This window comes from Aeromonas sp. ASNIH8, assembly GCF_002919855.1.
Classification (GTDB): domain Bacteria; phylum Pseudomonadota; class Gammaproteobacteria; order Enterobacterales; family Aeromonadaceae; genus Aeromonas; species Aeromonas caviae.
This window is the reverse complement of sequence record NZ_PQLN01000022.1, coordinates 14196-31437: the sequence shown is the minus strand read 5'-3', so window position 1 is coordinate 31437 and position 17242 is coordinate 14196. Positions and strand designations below refer to the sequence as shown.

14 protein-coding genes, 1 pseudogene and 1 riboswitch are annotated in these 17242 nt (G+C 60.4%); of the genes and pseudogenes, 8 read left to right on the top strand and 7 right to left on the bottom strand.

Translation table 11 applies throughout. The features are described 5' to 3' along the window. Positions 1–44: 44 nt before the first annotated feature. Both C3418_RS08065 and fadE read right to left on the bottom strand, forming a co-directional pair. Positions 45–1561 (bottom strand): annotated as a pseudogene (locus tag C3418_RS08065) (HD domain-containing phosphohydrolase). Positions 1562–1735: 174 nt separating this feature from the next. Further along, positions 1736–4192, bottom strand: coding sequence for an acyl-CoA dehydrogenase FadE (gene fadE, locus C3418_RS08060; protein ID WP_010674141.1), 2457 nt, complete (start codon positions 4190–4192; stop codon positions 1736–1738). 252 nt (positions 4193–4444) lie between these two features. Here fadE and lpcA point away from each other — a divergent pair, with 252 nt between their 5' ends. The 3 genes from lpcA to C3418_RS08045 all read left to right on the top strand — a co-directional run bounded on the left by lpcA (position 4445) and on the right by C3418_RS08045 (position 6568). After that, on the top strand, positions 4445–5023 hold the full coding sequence (gene lpcA / locus C3418_RS08055) for a D-sedoheptulose 7-phosphate isomerase (RefSeq protein ID WP_010674142.1): 579 nt from the start codon (positions 4445–4447) through the stop codon (positions 5021–5023). A gap of 111 nt (positions 5024–5134) precedes the next feature. After that, a complete protein-coding gene (locus C3418_RS08050) occupies positions 5135–5932 on the top strand; it encodes a class II glutamine amidotransferase (RefSeq protein WP_010674143.1) in 798 nt (265 codons plus the stop codon). Positions 5933–6232: 300 nt separating this feature from the next. Continuing rightward, positions 6233–6568: an Hpt domain-containing protein gene (locus tag C3418_RS08045; protein WP_010674144.1), complete on the top strand. Its 336-nt coding sequence runs from the start codon at positions 6233–6235 to the stop codon at positions 6566–6568. Between the two features lie 12 nt (positions 6569–6580). Here C3418_RS08045 and yvcK read toward each other — a convergent pair whose 3' ends face one another. Further along, positions 6581–7504, bottom strand: coding sequence for a uridine diphosphate-N-acetylglucosamine-binding protein YvcK (gene yvcK / locus C3418_RS08040; RefSeq protein WP_029314269.1), 924 nt, complete (start codon positions 7502–7504; stop codon positions 6581–6583). Between the two features lie 113 nt (positions 7505–7617). Between yvcK and C3418_RS08035 the strand changes: the two genes are divergently transcribed. Together C3418_RS08035 and C3418_RS08030 are read left to right on the top strand one after the other, a co-directional pair. Next, positions 7618–8799, top strand: a complete 1182-nt coding sequence (locus C3418_RS08035) for an FIST signal transduction protein (protein WP_041201554.1) — start codon at positions 7618–7620, stop codon at positions 8797–8799. 18 nt (positions 8800–8817) lie between these two features. Then, the gene (locus tag C3418_RS08030; protein WP_010674147.1) at positions 8818–10893 is read left to right on the top strand and encodes an ATP-binding protein; all 2076 of its coding nucleotides are present in this window, start codon (positions 8818–8820) and stop codon (positions 10891–10893) included. A gap of 272 nt (positions 10894–11165) precedes the next feature. Here the strand turns inward: C3418_RS08030 and C3418_RS08025 are convergent, their stop codons facing one another. From C3418_RS08025 to narQ, 4 genes are all read right to left on the bottom strand, one after another. Continuing rightward, positions 11166–11741 carry an LON peptidase substrate-binding domain-containing protein gene (locus C3418_RS08025; RefSeq protein ID WP_010674148.1) on the bottom strand — a complete coding sequence of 192 codons (576 nt, stop codon included), beginning with the start codon at positions 11739–11741 and terminating at the stop codon, positions 11166–11168. Positions 11742–12051: 310 nt separating this feature from the next. Continuing rightward, positions 12052–12411 carry a globin domain-containing protein gene (locus tag C3418_RS08020; protein ID WP_010674149.1) on the bottom strand — a complete coding sequence of 120 codons (360 nt, stop codon included), beginning with the start codon at positions 12409–12411 and terminating at the stop codon, positions 12052–12054. Between the two features lie 146 nt (positions 12412–12557). Further along, positions 12558–13196, bottom strand: coding sequence for a two-component system response regulator NarL (gene narL / locus C3418_RS08015; protein ID WP_039038841.1), 639 nt, complete (start codon positions 13194–13196; stop codon positions 12558–12560). Further along, on the bottom strand, positions 13196–14908 hold the full coding sequence (gene narQ / locus C3418_RS08010; RefSeq protein WP_041215515.1) for a nitrate/nitrite two-component system sensor histidine kinase NarQ: 1713 nt from the start codon (positions 14906–14908) through the stop codon (positions 13196–13198). Before narQ ends, narL begins: the two co-directional genes overlap by 1 nt. Before the next feature lie 78 nt (positions 14909–14986). Further along, positions 14987–15126, top strand: a riboswitch (molybdenum cofactor riboswitch). Here narQ and moaA point away from each other — a divergent pair. The 3 genes from moaA to C3418_RS07995 all read left to right on the top strand — a co-directional run bounded on the left by moaA (position 15114) and on the right by C3418_RS07995 (position 17169). Beyond that, positions 15114–16109, top strand: a complete 996-nt coding sequence (gene moaA / locus C3418_RS08005) for a GTP 3',8-cyclase MoaA (RefSeq protein ID WP_103858285.1) — start codon at positions 15114–15116, stop codon at positions 16107–16109. It overlaps the preceding riboswitch by 13 nt. A gap of 251 nt (positions 16110–16360) precedes the next feature. Continuing rightward, entirely contained in the window at positions 16361–16870 is a 510-nt protein-coding gene (gene napF, locus C3418_RS08000) for a ferredoxin-type protein NapF (protein WP_010674153.1), read from the top strand. After that, the gene (locus tag C3418_RS07995) at positions 16867–17169 is read left to right on the top strand and encodes a chaperone NapD (RefSeq protein WP_010674154.1); all 303 of its coding nucleotides are present in this window, start codon (positions 16867–16869) and stop codon (positions 17167–17169) included. The genes napF and C3418_RS07995 overlap by 4 nt, the downstream gene beginning before the upstream one ends. Positions 17170–17242: the final 73 nt, after the last annotated feature.

Sequence of the window (17242 nt, the reverse complement as noted above, 5' to 3'; positions counted from 1 at the left end):
GGGCGGCTTCTTCATGGTGGCAAGTGGATGGGGTGCATCCGATATCAGTGAGCGCCGATATAGATGTCTTTGTACTGCTCGCGAATATCGAGGAACTTCTCCAGATTGGCCAGCATCAGGTCCACCAGGAGGGGGTCGAAGTGCTCTCCTTTCTCCTCCTTGATCAGCGCCAGCACCTGATCCAGCGGCCAGGCCTGCTTGTAGCAACGATCGGAGCCCAGAGCATCGAACACATCCGCCAGGGCGACGATGCGTCCTTCCAGCGGAATGTCCTCTCCCTTCAACCCGCGGGGATAGCCGCTGCCATTCCACTTCTCGTGATGGTTGCCCGCGATGGTGGCGCCTATCTGGAACAGGGCCAGGTCACTGCCGGAGAGCATGTCCTGCCCAAGCTGGGCGTGGGTTTTCATGATCTCCCACTCCTCGGGAGTGAGTTTGCCAGGTTTGTGCAAGATGGCGTCCGGGATCCCCACCTTGCCGATGTCGTGCAGGGGAGAGGCCCGTTTGATGAGCTCGCACCTGTCCTCATTCATGCCGAGCAGCTTGCAGAACAGTTCGGTGTAGAGGGCCACCCGCTTGACGTGCAAGCCGGACTCCTTCGAGCGGCTCTCCACCAGTTCGCCGATGCGATAGATGATCTCTCGCTGGTTGTCACCGATCACCTCGTTGAGCCGGATATTCTCCAGCGCCACTATGATGTTTTCGGTGAACAGGCTCAGCAGCCCGGTATCCATCTGGCTGAGCGGGCGAGTGGTCTCGATGTGGAACAGCAGGTGATGACGGGCATTCTGGCAATAGAGCACCATCTGGTTGCCATCGTAGACATTGGCTCCCTTGGCCATGGCACAGCGCAGGATTTCCGGCGCATCGACGAGGCGCAGCATGGGACCATCGCTGAGCAGAGGCTCGAGCACCTGATCCCGCACCTCATACGCCAAGTGCTTCACATCGTAAATCTGGGACTCTTCCAGATTGAGCAGGGCGCTGAGCTGGGTCTGGGCTCCTTCGACGAACTGGCGCAGGGCACGCTGCTCGAAGATCCCCTTGGACGCCTCGATGACCTTCTCCAGCCCTGTCGATTGCTCTCAAGGGTTCGGATGTCCCGGTAAGAGCGCAGGCTGGCGCGCAGCAGGGTGCGCAGTTTCTGGGAGGTGAGCTCGGTCTTGTCTTTGTAGTCGTTGATGTCGTAGTTTGTCACCACGTCATCTTCCGGGGCCTGGCCGGGCTGACCGGTTCGCAGCACGATGCGCACCATCTTGTTTTGCAGCTCGTCGCGCACGAACTTGACCACCTCGAGACCGGCATGGTCGACCTCCATGACGACGTCGAGCAGCAGCAGGGCGACATCCGGGGTGAGGGCGAGCAAGGCTTTGGCTTCAGCCGCAGAGTAGGCGTGCAGAAAATCGATCGGCTTGCCGTCGAATTCAAACTTGTTCAGGGTGATTTTGGTGATGCGATGCACTTCGGGTTCATCGTCCACTATCATCACCTTCCAGCCGGCGGGACGCGGTGCTGATTGGGGAAGATCTTCATCATCAATAATCAGGATTTGATCATCCATTATGCAATCCTGTGTGTGATCCTGTGCTTACCTTAACCGCTTCATTCAATATAGGAAACGGATTGATATCCAAAATATGATCCAGTCGGTTTCTCTTTCTTCGTATCGAATGCCATCCACCAGCCCTTTCATGAAAAACGCCTCCACAAGGGAGGCGTTCTGGCATCAGAGGCATCAAGCTGCCCTGTGATAGGCGGAGGCTTCAAACAGTGCCTTGTTGGCCACCAGGTCGACGGGATCGAAGTCATCGACGTTGATGGTGCGAAGGCGACTCTCCTCGGCGCGCCGCAGCAGGTCCGCTTCGGCCTGGTTGATGACACCGAGGCTCAGGCCCGCCTCTGCCACCTTGTCGAGCTGGGTGAAGGGGCGTTTGCTCCCTTCGGCTTTGCACACCTTGTCAAACAGCGGCTCTGCGGTCAGCACATCGTCCAGCGCCTGTTCCAGCAGCCCGAAGGGGTTGCCCTCCTCGCGCGTCAGATATTGGCCCTCGGCCAGACGGCTGCGAGTGGCACTTGGCACCTGGAGCAGGCGGGCCACCTGGCTGTCGAGCTTGTCGGAGGGACGCTTCAGGTCGCGACCAAGGGGCAGCACGATGGCGCGCAGGGCCAGACCAATCCAGCGGTTCGGGAAGTTGCGCAGCAACTCGTCGATCGCTTCCTGAGCCTTGAACAGGGCGTCTTGCAGTGCCCAGTGCAGCAGCGGCAGGTCGGCCTGCTGGCGTCCTTCATCCTGATAGCGCTTGAGGGCGCTGGAGGCCAGATAGAGCTGGCTCAGCACATCGCCAAGGCGGGCAGAGACCCGCTCTTTGCGCTTGAGCTCGCCACCCAGGGTGCCCATCGCCATGTCTGACAGGAAGGCCAGGTTGGCGGAGAGGCGGGATAGTTGCTGATAGTAGCCCTTGGTCTGATCCTTGTAGGGCGCGGCGGCGAAGCGGGCACTGGTCAGCCCCAGCCAGAAGCTGCGCACCAGGTTGCTGATGGCAAAGCCCACGTGGCTGAACATCGCCTTGTCGAAATCTTTCAGCGCCTGCTCTTTGTCGGGGTGGCTGGCTGCCAGCATCTCCGGCAACACGTAGGGGTGGCAACGGATGGCTCCCTGACCGTAAATGATCATGCTGCGGGTCAGGATATTGGCTCCTTCGACGGTCACGGCGATGGGCGCCCCCTGATAGCCACGGGCCAGATAGTTGTTCGGCCCCATGCAGATGGCCTTGCCGCCATGGATATCCATGGCATCAATGATGCACTTCTGGGCGCGGTCGGTGAGGTGGTACTTGACGATGGCGGAGATGACCGAGGGTTTTTCACCGAGATCGATGCCGGTGACCGTCAGTTTGGCGGCGGCGCCCATGATGTAGGCGTTGCCACCCAGGCGTGCCAGCGGCTCTTCAATCCCTTCCATCTTGCCTATCGGCAGCTTGAACTGGCGACGGATGCGGCTGTAGGCTCCGGTGGCCAGGGCCAGCATCTTGACGCCGCCCGTGCTGTTGGAGGGCAGGGTGATGCCGCGGCCGACGGAGAGACACTCCACCAGCATGCGCCAGCCCTGACCGGCCATGGCCGGACCGCCGATGATGAAGTCGAGCGGTACAAACACGTCCTTGCCGCGGGTCGGGCCGTTCTGGAACGGCACGTTGAGCGGGAAGTGGCGACGGCCGATGTCGACCCCCTTGATGTGGGTCGGAATGAGGGCGCAGGTAATGCCGAGCTCTTCTTCCTCACCCAGCAGGTGGTCAGGGTCACGCAGCTTGAAGGCGAGGCCGAGTACGGTGGCGATGGGAGCCAGGGTAATGTAGCGCTTGTTCCAGGTCAGGCGCATGCCGAGCACCTCTTCCCCTTCCCACTCGCCTTTGCAGACGATGCCGAAGTCGGGAATCGAGCCCGCATCAGAACCCGCTTCCGGGCTGGTCAGGGCGAAACAGGGGATCTCCTTGCCGACAGCCAGACGGGGCAGGTAGTAATCCTTCTGCTCGTCAGTACCGTAGTGTTGCAGCAGCTCACCCGGCCCTAAGGAGTTGGGAACGCCGACGGTGGAGGCGAGCACGGCGCTGGCGCCGCACAGCTTTTGCAGCACGCAGGACTGGGCGTAGGCGGAGAACTCCAGCCCGCCATATTTCTTCTTGATGATCATGGCGAAGAACTTGTTGTCCTTCAGGTATTGCCACACCTCGGGAGAGAGATCGGCACGCTCGTGGGTCACTTCCCAGTCGTTGACCATGCGGCACACTTCTTCAACCGGGCCGTCCATGAAGGCCTGCTCCTCGGCGCTGAGGGTGCTCACCGGAATGGCGTGCAGCTTCTTCCAGTCAGGGTTGCCGGCAAACAGATCCGCTTCCCACCAGGTCGTCCCCGCTTCGATTGCTTCCTTCTCGGTTCGGGACATCTCCGGCATGATGGACTTGTAGATCTTGAACAGCGGCTTGGTCAGCTGGTTACGGCGAAACTCCACCAGATTGAGGGGCAGGGCTATCACCGCGAACAGCGCCCACACCAGCAGGGGTACATGGCCATAGAAGGTGCCGGCGACCAGGGCGGCGGCCGTGGCAAGCGTGGCGGTGAACAGGGACGCACGGCGATAGGCCATGGCGCCGATCACCAGGATCACCCCGAGCAGAGTGAGGGTCGTCGTCATTGTTTGCTCCTTGCATGAATTGCCGAGGTTGGGAAATTGGCGTTAACTGATCCAGAGGTCTGACCTGTTGGATATGGCCCCTGTTGTAATTCATACGCACAAACTTATCAAGCTGTTTACAAGCCTGTTACCTTGGCTCTGTGATCTCCATAACGCGCTGCCCGCCCCATCTTGGCGGGCGGGGGGCGACGATTGGACTGGCTTGTGCGACAATGCCGCCACCCTATGTTGGACGACGAGATTTCAAGAACCATGTACCAAGAACTGATCCGCAACGAGTTGACCGAGGCTGCCAGCGTGCTTCAGGCGTTCCTGGCAGATGAGCAAAATCTGAAAAACATCGAGGCGGCGGCCAGGCTGCTCGCCGACTCCTTCAAGCAGGAAGGCAAGGTACTCTCCTGCGGCAACGGCGGCTCCCACTGCGATGCCATGCACTTTGCCGAAGAGCTGACCGGTCGTTATCGCGAGAACCGCCCAGGCTATGCCGGCATCGCCATCTCCGATCCCAGCCACCTCTCCTGCGTCTCCAACGACTTTGGCTATGACTATGTCTTCTCCCGCTATGTGGAGGCCGTCGGCCGCCGTGGTGACGTGCTGCTCGGCATCTCCACCAGCGGCAACTCCGGCAACATCCTCAAAGCCATCGAGGCGGCCCGTGCCAAAGGGATGAAGGTGATTGCCCTGACCGGCAAGGACGGCGGCAAGATGGCTGGTCTGGCCGATGTGGAGATCCGTGTGCCGCACTTCGGTTATGCCGACCGCATCCAGGAAGTGCACATCAAGGTGATCCACATCCTGATCCAGCTGGTTGAAAAAGAGATGGCCAAGTAATCAACGATCCGGGATTGAGAGGGGGGATGGGTGACCATACCGGCCCTCTCGTCCAGCCGTGACGGTTGATTGACGAAACCAGAGTCAAGACATTCAGGGAGTGGATGGTATATGTGCGAACTGCTCGGCATGAGTGCCAATGTGCCGACCGACATCTGCTTCAGCTTTACCGGGCTGATGCTGCGGGGAGGCAAGACAGGTCCCCACAAGGATGGCTGGGGGATCACCTTCTATGAGGGGCGGGGTTTTCGCACCTTCAAGGATCCCGAACCCAGTGCCCAGTCTCCCATCGCCAAGCTGGTCCAGGCACTGCCCATCAAGAGCCGTGCCGTGGTCAGCCATATCCGGCAGGCGAACCGGGGGTGTGTCTCCCTGGAAAACACCCACCCCTTTACCCGCGAACTGTGGGGCCGTTACTGGACCTTTGCCCACAATGGCCAGTTGACCGGTTACAAGAGGCTGCCCACGGGGCGGCACCGCCCGGTAGGCGACACCGACAGCGAGCACGCCTTCTGCTGGCTGCTCGACAGGCTGGAGCACAAGTACCCCAAACGGCCGGCAAATTTCCCCGCCATGTTCCGCTACCTCGCGACCCTGTGCGACGAGCTGCGCGGGCTCGGGGTGTTCAACATGCTGCTGTCGGACGGAGAGTTCGTGATGACCTATTGCAGCAACAACCTTTACTGGTTGACGCGCAGGGCTCCCTTTGGCGAAGCCCGTCTGCTGGATGAGGATGTGGCCATCGACTTTCAGAGTGAAACCACGCCGAACGATGTGGTGACCCTGATCGCCACCCGGCCGCTCACCGGCAACGAGAATTGGGTGAAGATGGTGCCCGGGGAGTTCTGCCTGTTCAGGCTGGGCGAGCTGGAATATGGCAATGCAGCCAACTTGTTGAACCAGAAATAAAAAATACCAGGGTAGATGTCTACCCTGGTTCTTCGCAGCAGCCATACAGGCAAAAAGGGATGAGAGAGGTGTTGCTGAGCCGCATCATTCTCATGGGTTGCATTGTTACTTTAATGTTAATTTTGTGACAACCTTTATCTCTCTCCATTCTGACTGACATACCGATAACTTGAAGCTGCTCACATTCTGGTGTCCCAAGAGCATCCGGAGCGATACGGGCATGCCCGAAGGGCGGGTGACAGCGGGGCTGTGGGTCCGCTATATTGTGGTCTGTTTGAATACCATCATAGGGAAGAGAAGATGGAGTGGCTGGATCAGAAAGTGCTGCGACAACTGGCAGATGACATCGGTCACGAGATGATGCCGGTCGTCATCTCGGTGTTTGTCGAAGAGGTAGGCGAGCAGTTGGCCCAATTAAGACCGCTTTTTGAGCAGCGGGACTGGTCAGCCCTGGCGCGTCTTGCCCACAGCATGAAATCGTCCTGTGGCAGCTATGGCGCCAAACCCAGCTATCAGCAGGTGATGGATCTGGAGTCCGCCTGTCGCCGGGAAGATGAGCAAGAGGCCGGCAGACTGCTGGCTGAGCTGGAGCACTCCCTGCCTCAGGTCTTCACCCATCTGGCCCAGTTTCACTGATCCAGAGGGGCATCAGCCCGCCATGTCGCGCTCGCCAAGCCTGCTCAGGATCACGGTGTCGAGTGCCAGACGCAGCTTGAGGCGGTCGTGGCGGTGGGGGAGGGCCGCTTCACCCAGCTCGGCCCGAACGAGGCAGTGCTGCAACTCGGGTACCTGGGGGCCCTCGGGAGCCAGAATGGCATCGATCCGGCCGCTGCCTATCCGCTCTTCCAGCCAACGATGTTGACTGGACAGTGACAACTGGCCTGCCGGACCCTCTTCGTCCACCAGATTGCTGATGAACACGACGATGGCGCGGCTGCTGCGGATCGCCTCCGCAATCTCGCGCAGCAGCAGAGGAGGCATGATGGAGGTGAGGAAGCTGCCCGGCCCCAGGATGATCATGTCGGCCTGGCTCAGCGCCTCGACCGCTTCGCGCGTGGCGGGCACGACCGGTTTCAGGCTCAGGGCCCGTGGCGGTGTGGTGAGCTGATCGATGGAGACCTCTCCCAGGATCTGATCGCCACAGACGGTGTGGGCGCACAGATCGGTGGGATGCTCGGACATGGGCAGCAGATTGGGTTCAATTTCCAGCATGTCGCTGATGAGCCGGATGGCATCCAGGGGGCGCACGCAGAGGTTGTCGAGGGCCAGCAGCATCAGGTTGCCGAGGTTGTGGCCCGCCAGCTCGCCGCGGCCGGTAAAGCGGTGCTCGAACAGCTGGCTACCGATGCTGGGGGTGGTCACCAGCTGGTTGAGGCAGTTGCGCAGATCCCCCCAGGCGATGCACTCCTGGCTTTTGCGCAGGCGTCCGGTGGAGCCGCCATCATCCGTGGTGGTGACGATGCCCGTCAGCCGGGATCCCAAGAACGACAGGGAAGAGAGCACCCGGCCCATACCGTGCCCGCCGCCGATGGCGACGACCCGGTCGAAGTCATTGATATTTTTTTGCCACATGCAGTGATCCCGTGGGAGGCCAGTGAGCACCATTCTAGTCTCCATGGCCAGGTAATTGTTTGATAAGGGTATGATTTTTGCTTGATGCCAGCATCCCGTACCCCTAGGAGACGATGTTGAACTTCCTGACGGCTCACTCGCTTGCCGAGACGACCCCACTGGCCGCCCAACAAGTTACAGAGCGGTTGCATGCCCAGTCATCCCATGTTCCATCGCTGTTGCTGGTCTATTTTACCCAAGCACACGAGGCGGCGGAACTGCGCCGTGCGCTCAAGGCACGTTTTCCCGATACCCGGCTGATCGGTTGCAGCTCCTGCGGCGGTATCCTGACCCAGGATGGCCATCATGGTCGGCATGGCTGGAGCCTGTCGGTCGCCGCCCTTTATGATGACAAGGGGGCCTATGGCGTGGCTGGCCAGATGGGGGATCAACCGGATGTGCGGGCATTGCTGCGCCGCGCCATCGCCGATGGTGGCCGACCGGGAGAGCTGCCGCAGCTCGTGTTGCTGCACACCAGCCCGGGGCTGGAGGAGGTTGTGCTCGCGGGGATCGACGCCGAGTTTGGCGCGACCGTTCCCGTCGTCGGCGGGTCGGCGGCAGACGACGGCGTGGCCGGGCAGTGGCAGCTGTGCTGGGACGAAGGGGAGGGATCACAAGGGTGCGTGTTGGCGGTGCTTTACCCCGATTGCCAACTGGCGTTCCAGTTTCATTCAGGCTATGTACCCACCGAGTGTCGCGGCATCATTACCGGGATAGACGGGCGGGAGGTGCTGACCATCGATCACGAGCCGGCGGCCCGGGTCTATGGTCGCTGGACCGAGCGTGCGACGCCCTGGCCGGTGGGCCCCATCCTCAGGGAGACGACGCTCTCGCCACTGGCCCGTCAGGTCGGCATGCTCGATGACCTGCCCTACTACAAGCTCTCCCATCCCGAGGCGGTGACGGCGCGGGAGGGGCTGCGCCTCTTTACCGAAACCCGACTGGGAGAGCGGCTGCTGCTCATGTACAGCAGCCAGGAAGGGTTGTTGCAGCGCAGCCTGAATGCGGTGAATATCGAGCCTGAATATGGCATGGCGAGCAATATGCGCCCCTTTGGCGCCCTGGTGGTGTTTTGTGCCGGTTGTCGGCTGGCACTGGGGGACAGGCTGGGGGACATCGTCAGTCAATTCAGTCAGAGGCTGGGTGAGATCCCCTTCATCACGCCCTTTACCTTCGGTGAACAGGGACGATTACCCCATGGTGAGCTGGCACACGGCAACCTCATGGTGTCGAGCGTAATCTTCCTCGAGAGCTGACACTGTGCTGGATTCAAGATGATAGGCAATAGCGAACTCGAAACCCTGGGTGACAAACTGCAAACCACGCTGGTGGAGCTGATGCGTTGCCGGGAGCGGGAGGCCAGATATCGGGAGGAGTCCCAAGCCCTGCTGTGCGGGGTGGCGACCCTGGCACAGGCCCAGAGTCTGGAGCAGGTACTGGAGAGTCTCATTCTTGCTCTCAAGCCCTTTATCGGATTCGAACAGGCGGACGTGGTCGCCTGGGAGGCCGTGAGGGGCAGCACCCATCTGAGCACCCAGCCGGACGAGGTGGGCCGGACCTGGTCGCTGACACCGCTCTTCTCCAGGGCCATCGAGGGGGAGACCCTGGTCATCTATGATCCCGCCCAACTGCCTGAGCTGGCGCCGCTGGCAGGGGCGCCGGGCTGGGCCAGCGTCATGATGACAGGCTTGCAGGGACCGGGGTTTTCCGGTGTGCTCATCTGCCGGCACAGCGTGGCGGGCACCTTCGATCTCAAGAGCAAGGCGGCGATGCAGCGTTGTCGCCCGCTCATCTCCCAGGCTCTGGTCAACATCGCCTATCGGGCTCGCCTGCAAGAACAGGTTGACCTCAAGACCCTGGCCCTGCAGGCCAGCGAACAGCGTTTTCGCAGTTTTGCCGCCATGGCCTCTGACTGGTTCTGGGAGACCGATCCCCAGCACAGGCTCAGCTATGTCTCTGCCCCTGGCTATCAGGGGGAAGTGCTGGCCCGCCAGACGGGGAGAAGCCTCTATGATTTTGCCCACGACAAGCAGGACCCGGCCTGGAGTCACTACCGGCACCTGATCGCCCACCATCTGCCGGTGCGGGGAATGCGGGCCCAGGTGATGCTGGCGGGCGGGCCTTGCTGGATGGAGATCAATGCGGAGCCTTGCCATGATGCCGGTGGCCGCTTCCTCGGCTATCGGGGTACGGCGCGGGAGATAGGCAGCCAGATCCGCCGCGAGCAGGAGCTGGCGCGGGCGCGGGACGATGCCGAGACGGCCAACCGTGCCAAATCCCAGTTCCTCGCCATGATGACCCACGAGATCCGCTCTCCCATGAACGCCGTGCTGGGGATGCTGGATCTGCTGCAGCACGGCCGGCTCGACACTCCGCAACAGACCCTCATCGGTCATGCCACCCACTCTGCGCATCTGTTGCAGACCATCATCGACGACGTGCTCGATTTCTCGAAAATAGAGTCACATACCCTGACGCTGCACTGTGAACCCTTTCAGCCAGCCGAGCTGTGCCGTGCCCTGGTGGAGCCCTTGCAGGCACAAGCCAGTGCTAAGGGAATCACACTGCATTGGCATCTGGATGAGACGCTCCCTGAACGCCTTCAAGGGGATGCCGTCCGCCTCTCCCAGGTGATAGGCAACCTGCTTGGCAATGCCGTGAAGTTCACCTCCGTCGGCAGCGTGCGTCTGGCGTTGACCTGGGAGGAGGAAAAGCTGGGGGTCATGGTCAGCGACACGGGGATCGGCATCTCCACCGAGGATCAGGCGTTGCTGTTCGAACCCTTCTATCAGGTCGACAGTTCGGCAACCCGCCGCTTCTCCGGCTCGGGGCTCGGACTGGCCATCTGCAGGCGGCTGGTGCAGCTGATGGGGGGAGACATTTGCGTGCAGAGCACGCCTGGGCTGGGAAGCTGCTTCTGGTTCGAGCTGCCCGGGATGGCCTCTCCCTGTGCTCCGGCCGCCGCCCCCGGCAGTGAAGAGTGCGCCAGACTGGAGCTGGATGTGCTGGTGGTGGAAGACAGTCCGGTCAATCAGCTGGTGGTATCCCTGATGCTGCAGAAGCTGGTGTGCAGGGTGAGGCTGGCAGGCAATGGTCTGGAGGCCTTGGCACAGGTGGCGAAGCAGCAGCCGGACCTTGTCCTGATGGATATGCGGATGCCGCAGATGGATGGGCTGGAGGCGACCCGGCGCCTGCGGGACATGGGGTGCGAGGTGCCCATCGTCGCGTTGACGGCCAATGCCATGATGGAGGACAGGGCCCGCTGCCTTGCCCAGGGCATGAACGATTTTCTGGCCAAACCCATCAGTCTTGCCAGGCTGCGAAGCTGCCTGCTCCGCCATTGCAGGTGATGTCGGCCGATTTTGGGTAAAAAAAATGGTCAACCTGGTGGTTGACCAATTCTTCAGCAAATACTGAAGAGAGCACGGGATAAATCGGGTTGTACGGTTTTATATGAAAAAGTCGTGCCAACTTTTCAAAACCTGTTATTTGCGGCCTGTAGCTGAATTGTGTGTTATTTATCGCTACCGTGATTGCAAAATGCAATTCTCATTTTTTCATTATAAGAATGCAGTGCCGAGAATTCGCGTTTTGCAAACTAACCGTTGACTCACTCTTTGACTCACTGTGCGATCAGTCGGCGCAAGAACTGGCGCGCCGCTTCACTGTTCTGTTTGGCAATCAACATCTGTTTTTCATAGATCGGCATGGGCAGGATCTCGAGCCAGCGCTGGCAGAGCCAGGCTGCATCGTCGAACTGCTTGTCCGGGTAGAGCTCATCCAGTTCCGGGTATTGTGCAAAGACCTCTCTCAATCGGCTGACCAGCTGGTTGTCGCTGACATCAGAATCCGCACTCGGCCAGTTGGGCAACGGCTCGACCTGGGCGTGCCTGAGGCCTGCGCTATCCGTTTCCATCTCGTGGATGCAGAAGCGTTCAAGGCCGAGCACGGTGACCCCGAGCAAACCGTCGTTGAGGGTATAAAAATCAGTCACCTTGACGCGGGTTCCGACCGGGAGAATCCGTCCGCAGGTGCCCGTGCTGGTGGTCTCTTCCATCACGATGCCAAAGCCACGATCCTCGAGGAAGGACTCCTTGAGCATCTGCAGGTGGCGCGGCTCGAACAGGCGAAGGGGGAGCTTGCCGCCGGGCAGAATATGGGACGGCAAGGGGAACAGTGCCAGTTGTTGAAGTTTCATGTTCCATCCTCCTAATCAGTCATTGCTGAATGTGACAATGCAGTGACCGTGCCAGAGAGAGGTGGCGTGGCGAAGGGGTGAGCTATTTCCCGTGGTTATTTTTAATATCCATTTAAAATCAATCTATTGTGATTTGATGTCGCGAATGCAAGCAAGGTAGTGCGAAAGGGATTCAGGTGAGGTGTTAGGGCGCCGAACATACCCCGTGTGCAGAATGAGTCTATTTTCGCATATTGCAAATTTGATTCATGCAAAATGCCTGTTACAGACCCATTCAGCGATTGGGGGCAAAGGCCAGGGGATCAGGTGGTCAATTCGGTGTGCTGTGTAGTGCCGGGGTAAAACCACTGCCGAGACGCCGTGCCAGTACCTGGGTCAGCGCCTGTTTGAGCAGCGCAAACTGGTGGGGTTGAACGTTGAATCGCTGGTGACGCCTGCCGAGATCGCGAATGATGAAACCCAGTGCATCCAGCTGGGAGAGGCTGGTGATGACGGTGTTCAGGGTGTCCGACACCTTGGCAACGGGCAGCTCCTGATATGGGGGAAAGAGGGCCCTGAGTTCGGGGGACAATCTGAACAGCTCTTCATACACCTCCTGGACATAGCTGTTGTTCAGGGCACTCACCCTGCCCCAGGCTTTCTGGACCAGCTCTATCTGCTCAAAGGTCATGTCGATGTTTCCTTCCCGTGCGATGTCATGAAAATAATAATCCATCTACTCAATAGAGCACCGGGTTCCGCGCCATTTGGGGAAAAGGAGAGGGGGCCAGCAAGGAGGCACGGATGGTGACCCCTTGCTGGCAGGAGGCCGGGACCTCAGTTGCGCTGTTCCAGGTACATGACGGCTGCTTCGACGCGGCTTTGGGCCTCGAGCTTTTTCAGCAGGCTCTTGACGTGGACCTTGACGGTTCCCTCGGAGATATGGAGCACGGAGGCGACCTGCTTGTTGGACAACCCCTTGGCGATTTCACGCATGATCTGCATCTCGCGTCGGGTCAGGCTCTCCAGCTTCTGCTGCAGGTGGTCCAGCTCGTAGATGTTCTCGAGATAGGGACGTAGCGGCTCGCTCAGGATCTGCTTGCCGGTCATCACGTCAGCCAGCTGGGCCAGCAGCATGTCAGGCTCGGTGTCCTTGAGCAGATAGCCGTCCGCGCCTGCCTTGAGCAGGGCAACCACATCCTGGCGGGCGTCAGAGACGGTCAGGATCACCACGCGGGAAGTCACCTCTTCGGCCCGCAGCGCCTTGAGGGTATCGAGACCTGACAACCCCTTCATGTTGAGGTCGAGCAGGATAAGGTCCGGTTCGGACTCTTTGGCCATGGCCACGGCGTCGGTGCCGTTGGAGGCCTCGCCAACCACGTCGATGTTATCTTCCAACTCCAGCAGTTGCACAATTCCCTTGCGCATCAGGGGGTGGTCATCCACGACCAGAACACTGTATTTCATCTCGTCCATCAGGCGTCTCTTGTTAGGCTGGTGGGAAAGGTCAGGTGTATGCGGGTGCCCCCGGAGGGCGGTTCACTGATGGTCAACTGGCCGCGCAATTTGCTGGCGCGTTCATTCATGATGCTGAGACCGTAGTGATTCACCGCCGAGCTTGCGCCCCTTATTCCAACACCATCGTCTGCAATCTGAACCTGGATGTTACCATCAGCCAGGGTCTCACAGCTAACGTCAATGTGCCGCGCGCTGGCATGCTTGATGGCATTGAGCACTGCCTCACGGATCAGCTGCAGGATGTGGATGTGCTGCCCCGCTTCAAGGTCGGTGTCCGTCAGTCCGTACTGGAGCCTGATGTCGGCGTGCGTCTGGGGTTTGAGCTGCTCGAGCATGACCGCGATGGCTTCACCCAGGTTGGCATCGCCGATGCTGAGGCGGAAGGTGCCGAGCAGTTCGCGCAACTGGGTATAGGCATTGCTGAGTCCCTCGTCGATCTGCTCCATGGCTGCCTCGGTCTTGGCCCTGTCCCCCTTGGCGAAGGAGCGCTTGAGCAGCGTGGCCTGGATCTTCAGGTAAGAGAGGGCCTGAGCGAGGGAGTCGTGCAGTTCACGGGCGATGACGGCGCGCTCTTCCATCAGCAGCAGGCGCTGGTGCTGCAGCAGGGTCTGATCCTTGTGCAGCACCTGGGCCAGCAACATGGAGAAGTTCTTCATCAGCCTCTCGTCGATGGGGTGGTCGCTTATCATGTCGAGCCGACCGTACTCCTCGTCATCCATCTGCAGGTAGAAGCTCACCACGGCGTCCAGATCCCCCGGCCACCCCTTGCGACCTGTGATGTAGACCGGCATCGCATTGTGCTCGAAGCGGGTTAGGCGGATGTACTCGATGTGCTGGTGGGCGGCGGCCCGCTCCAGCAGCTTTTGCAGGGTGCGGCGGCTGAGGGGCGCCGCGTGCAGTTTCTGGGCGGTGGAATAGAGGAAGGAGAGGGTGTCGTTGGCCTGTTGCAGCTTGGCCGTTTTCTCCTCCACCTTGCTCTCCAGCTCCCGGTAGAGTTTGCCAAGCTCGTCGGCCATGGTCGCGAAGGCCCCCGACAGCTCTCCCAGCTCGTTCTCACAGTGGGGGGGCAGGGTGAGATCGAATTCCTGACGCTGGATCTGGCGTGCGCAATAGACCAGCTGGTTGAGGGGCGCTACCACCTGCTGGCGGGTGAAGCGCACCGTGCACCAGGCGATGGTGATGATGGCGAGCAGCCCTAGCCCCTCTGCCAGGGCCAGCATGCGCACCTTGAACTCCACGTGGTACTGCATCTGGTTGACGAAGTCATCGATGGCGGCGACGAACTGCTCCGTATTGTCGGTATAACGGCTGGGAGTGGCATTCTCGATGTGTTCGCGCATCACTTGCCATTGCAGCAGGACTTCACCATAGGTGCGGCGCAGGGAGGCGGGCGTGATCCAGCGCTGGGTCTCCTGCAGCTCGGGGGCATGAAGGGTCTGTTCAAACTGGGCGAGCCGACCGAGGACGACCTGATCCTTCTCGATTTCATAGGCCATGCGGTAGGCCTGCATGCGCAGGGAGCCCGACAGGTTGATGGCCTTGGCATCGGGAACCGAATAGAAGAGGGTGACCATGGCCACCACGGCGATCAGGCTGGCCATGAACAGGATCAGCACCATGGAGCGACCGATGGCGCTGCTGACCGACTGCACTCTGAACCATTTTCCCATGCCGACCGGCTCCCTTTTCACCCACAAAGACCCCACAAAGTAGCATGGGAGTGTACTCCAAGTTGTGCTAGCATCGAAAAACTAGATGAACTCCGAGCGATTTTGCCTAAGTCATTGAGATAGGGGGAGATCGCCGTCAGCCGCTGTTCGAGCTGAAAGGGTCAGGAAAGAAATGCCCTGGCCTCCCGTATTTGGAAAGGTGTTTATGTTGCCACTTGAAGATGGTTTTTCCCGTCGCTTTTACTATTTGCGTCTGTCGGTCACCGACGTCTGCAATTTCCGCTGTACCTACTGTCTGCCGGACGGCTATCACCCGCCGAAAGGAGATGGTGAGGGGCGCCAGTCCTTCCTCTCCCTGGAGGAGATCCGTCGCGTTGTCTCCGGGTTTGCCGCCATGGGGACGCGCAAGGTGCGTCTGACCGGAGGCGAGCCCTCCCTGCGCCGCGACTTCACGGCCATCATCGAGACCGTGGCCAATACCCCCGGCATCGAGAAGGTGGCCATGACCACCAACGGGTATCGCCTCAAGGAGCGTGCCCGCGAGTGGTTCGATGCGGGGCTGACGGCCCTGAACGTCAGCGTCGACAGCCTGGATCCCCGTCAGTTCCACCAGATCACCGGCGAGAACAAGCTGGCGGAGGTGATGGCGGGGATAGACGCCGCCCTGAGTGCCGGTTTTCGGTCGGTCAAGATCAACGCCGTGCTGCTCAAGGGGCTCAATGATCATCAGCTCGAGACATTCCTCGCCTGGATCCGCGACAAACCCATCGAGCTTCGTTTCATCGAACTGATGCAGACCGGCGAGATGGACGCCCTGTTTCGCGATCACCATACCAGCGGTGAACTCATCAAGCAGCGCCTGCAAGAGAGCGGCTGGGTGCAGCAGCTGCGCGGCCTGGATGATGGCCCTGCCCAGGTGTTCACGCATCCGGACTCGAGGGGCGGGGTGGGGCTCATCATGCCCTACAGCAAGGATTTTTGCGCCGGTTGCAATCGGCTGCGGGTCTCCTCCAAGGGCAAGCTGCACCTGTGTCTCTTTGGCGAGAACGGGGTGGAACTGAGGGATCTGCTCACCGATGACAGCCAGCAGGAGGCGCTGCAATGGCGTATTCGCCAGGCGCTGACCGGCAAGGCCGCCACCCATCGCCTCCATGAAGGCAATGCAGGCATGACCCCCCACCTGGCCTCCATCGGCGGCTGACAGCCGCCGTGCACCTCAAATAACCTTCGATTAATTATCAATCCTCACATAGGGGTAATTTACCTTGCCCCTGTTGTGTCTAATTGCGCCAAGGGTTTGATCCAGCGCAAAAATCCCCCCTGTTTATCTCCCTGGTGGTATATCCCCTGACTTGTCAGGGCCGCAATATACACCCACGCTTATAATTGGTATTGAAAATGCCAGTCACGGGATCCGCGCGGGGGCATCCGTCCCCGAAAAGAGGAGTCGATATGACCGACGGGGTCAACTTGTCACGCAGAGGCCTGTTTCGGGGACGCCTGAGCGCCCCCAAGGCCGGGATCCAGTTGCCCTGGTCCGTCTCCTGGGACGAGTTCGTGGCTGGCTGCACCCGCTGCGGCGACTGTCTGGCGGCCTGCCCGGAGCAGATCCTGATCAAGGGGGACGGGGGCTTCCCCACGGTGGATTTTCACCGCGGCGAGTGCACCTTCTGCACCGAGTGCGTCAGCGCCTGCCAGGCGCCGGTATTCAGGCCGACAACCCAGACACCCTGGGAGTATGTGGCCCATATCGAGGCGGGCTGTCTGGCTACGGCCCAGGTGTTCTGCCAGCGCTGTCAGGACAGCTGCGAGCAGCAGGCCATCCGCTTTTCCCCCCGACTGGGGCGCGTACCCACCCCCAGCATCCATGCCGAGTCGTGCAACGGCTGCGGGGCCTGCGTGGCGGATTGCCCGGTGGGCAGCATCAGCATCGGTCTGTCTCGTGGCGAGGCTTCGCGATGACCCAAGAGACGAACAAGTTGGAAAACGGTGATATGACGCGAGAAGAGTTCCATGTATCCAGCCTGGTGGTGCTGACCCAGCCCGATCTGCGCCACGCCCTGGCAGAGCGGATTGCGACCCTGGACGGGGCCGAGATCCACGCCGTCAGCGAGGAGGGCAAGCTGGTGGTGACCCTGGAGGGGCCGAGCCAGCGCCCCATCATGGCGGCCATCGACACCATTCAGGGGTTGCCCGGGGTGCTCTCTGCGGCCCTGATCTACCACCAGTTCGATGAAATGGACGCCGAAGATGGGGAATAAGGCGTCATGTGGCAGAAGCGCAAGAGTCGTTCGCTGACCGCCATGGGTAATACACGGGATGCCGGGTCTGTTG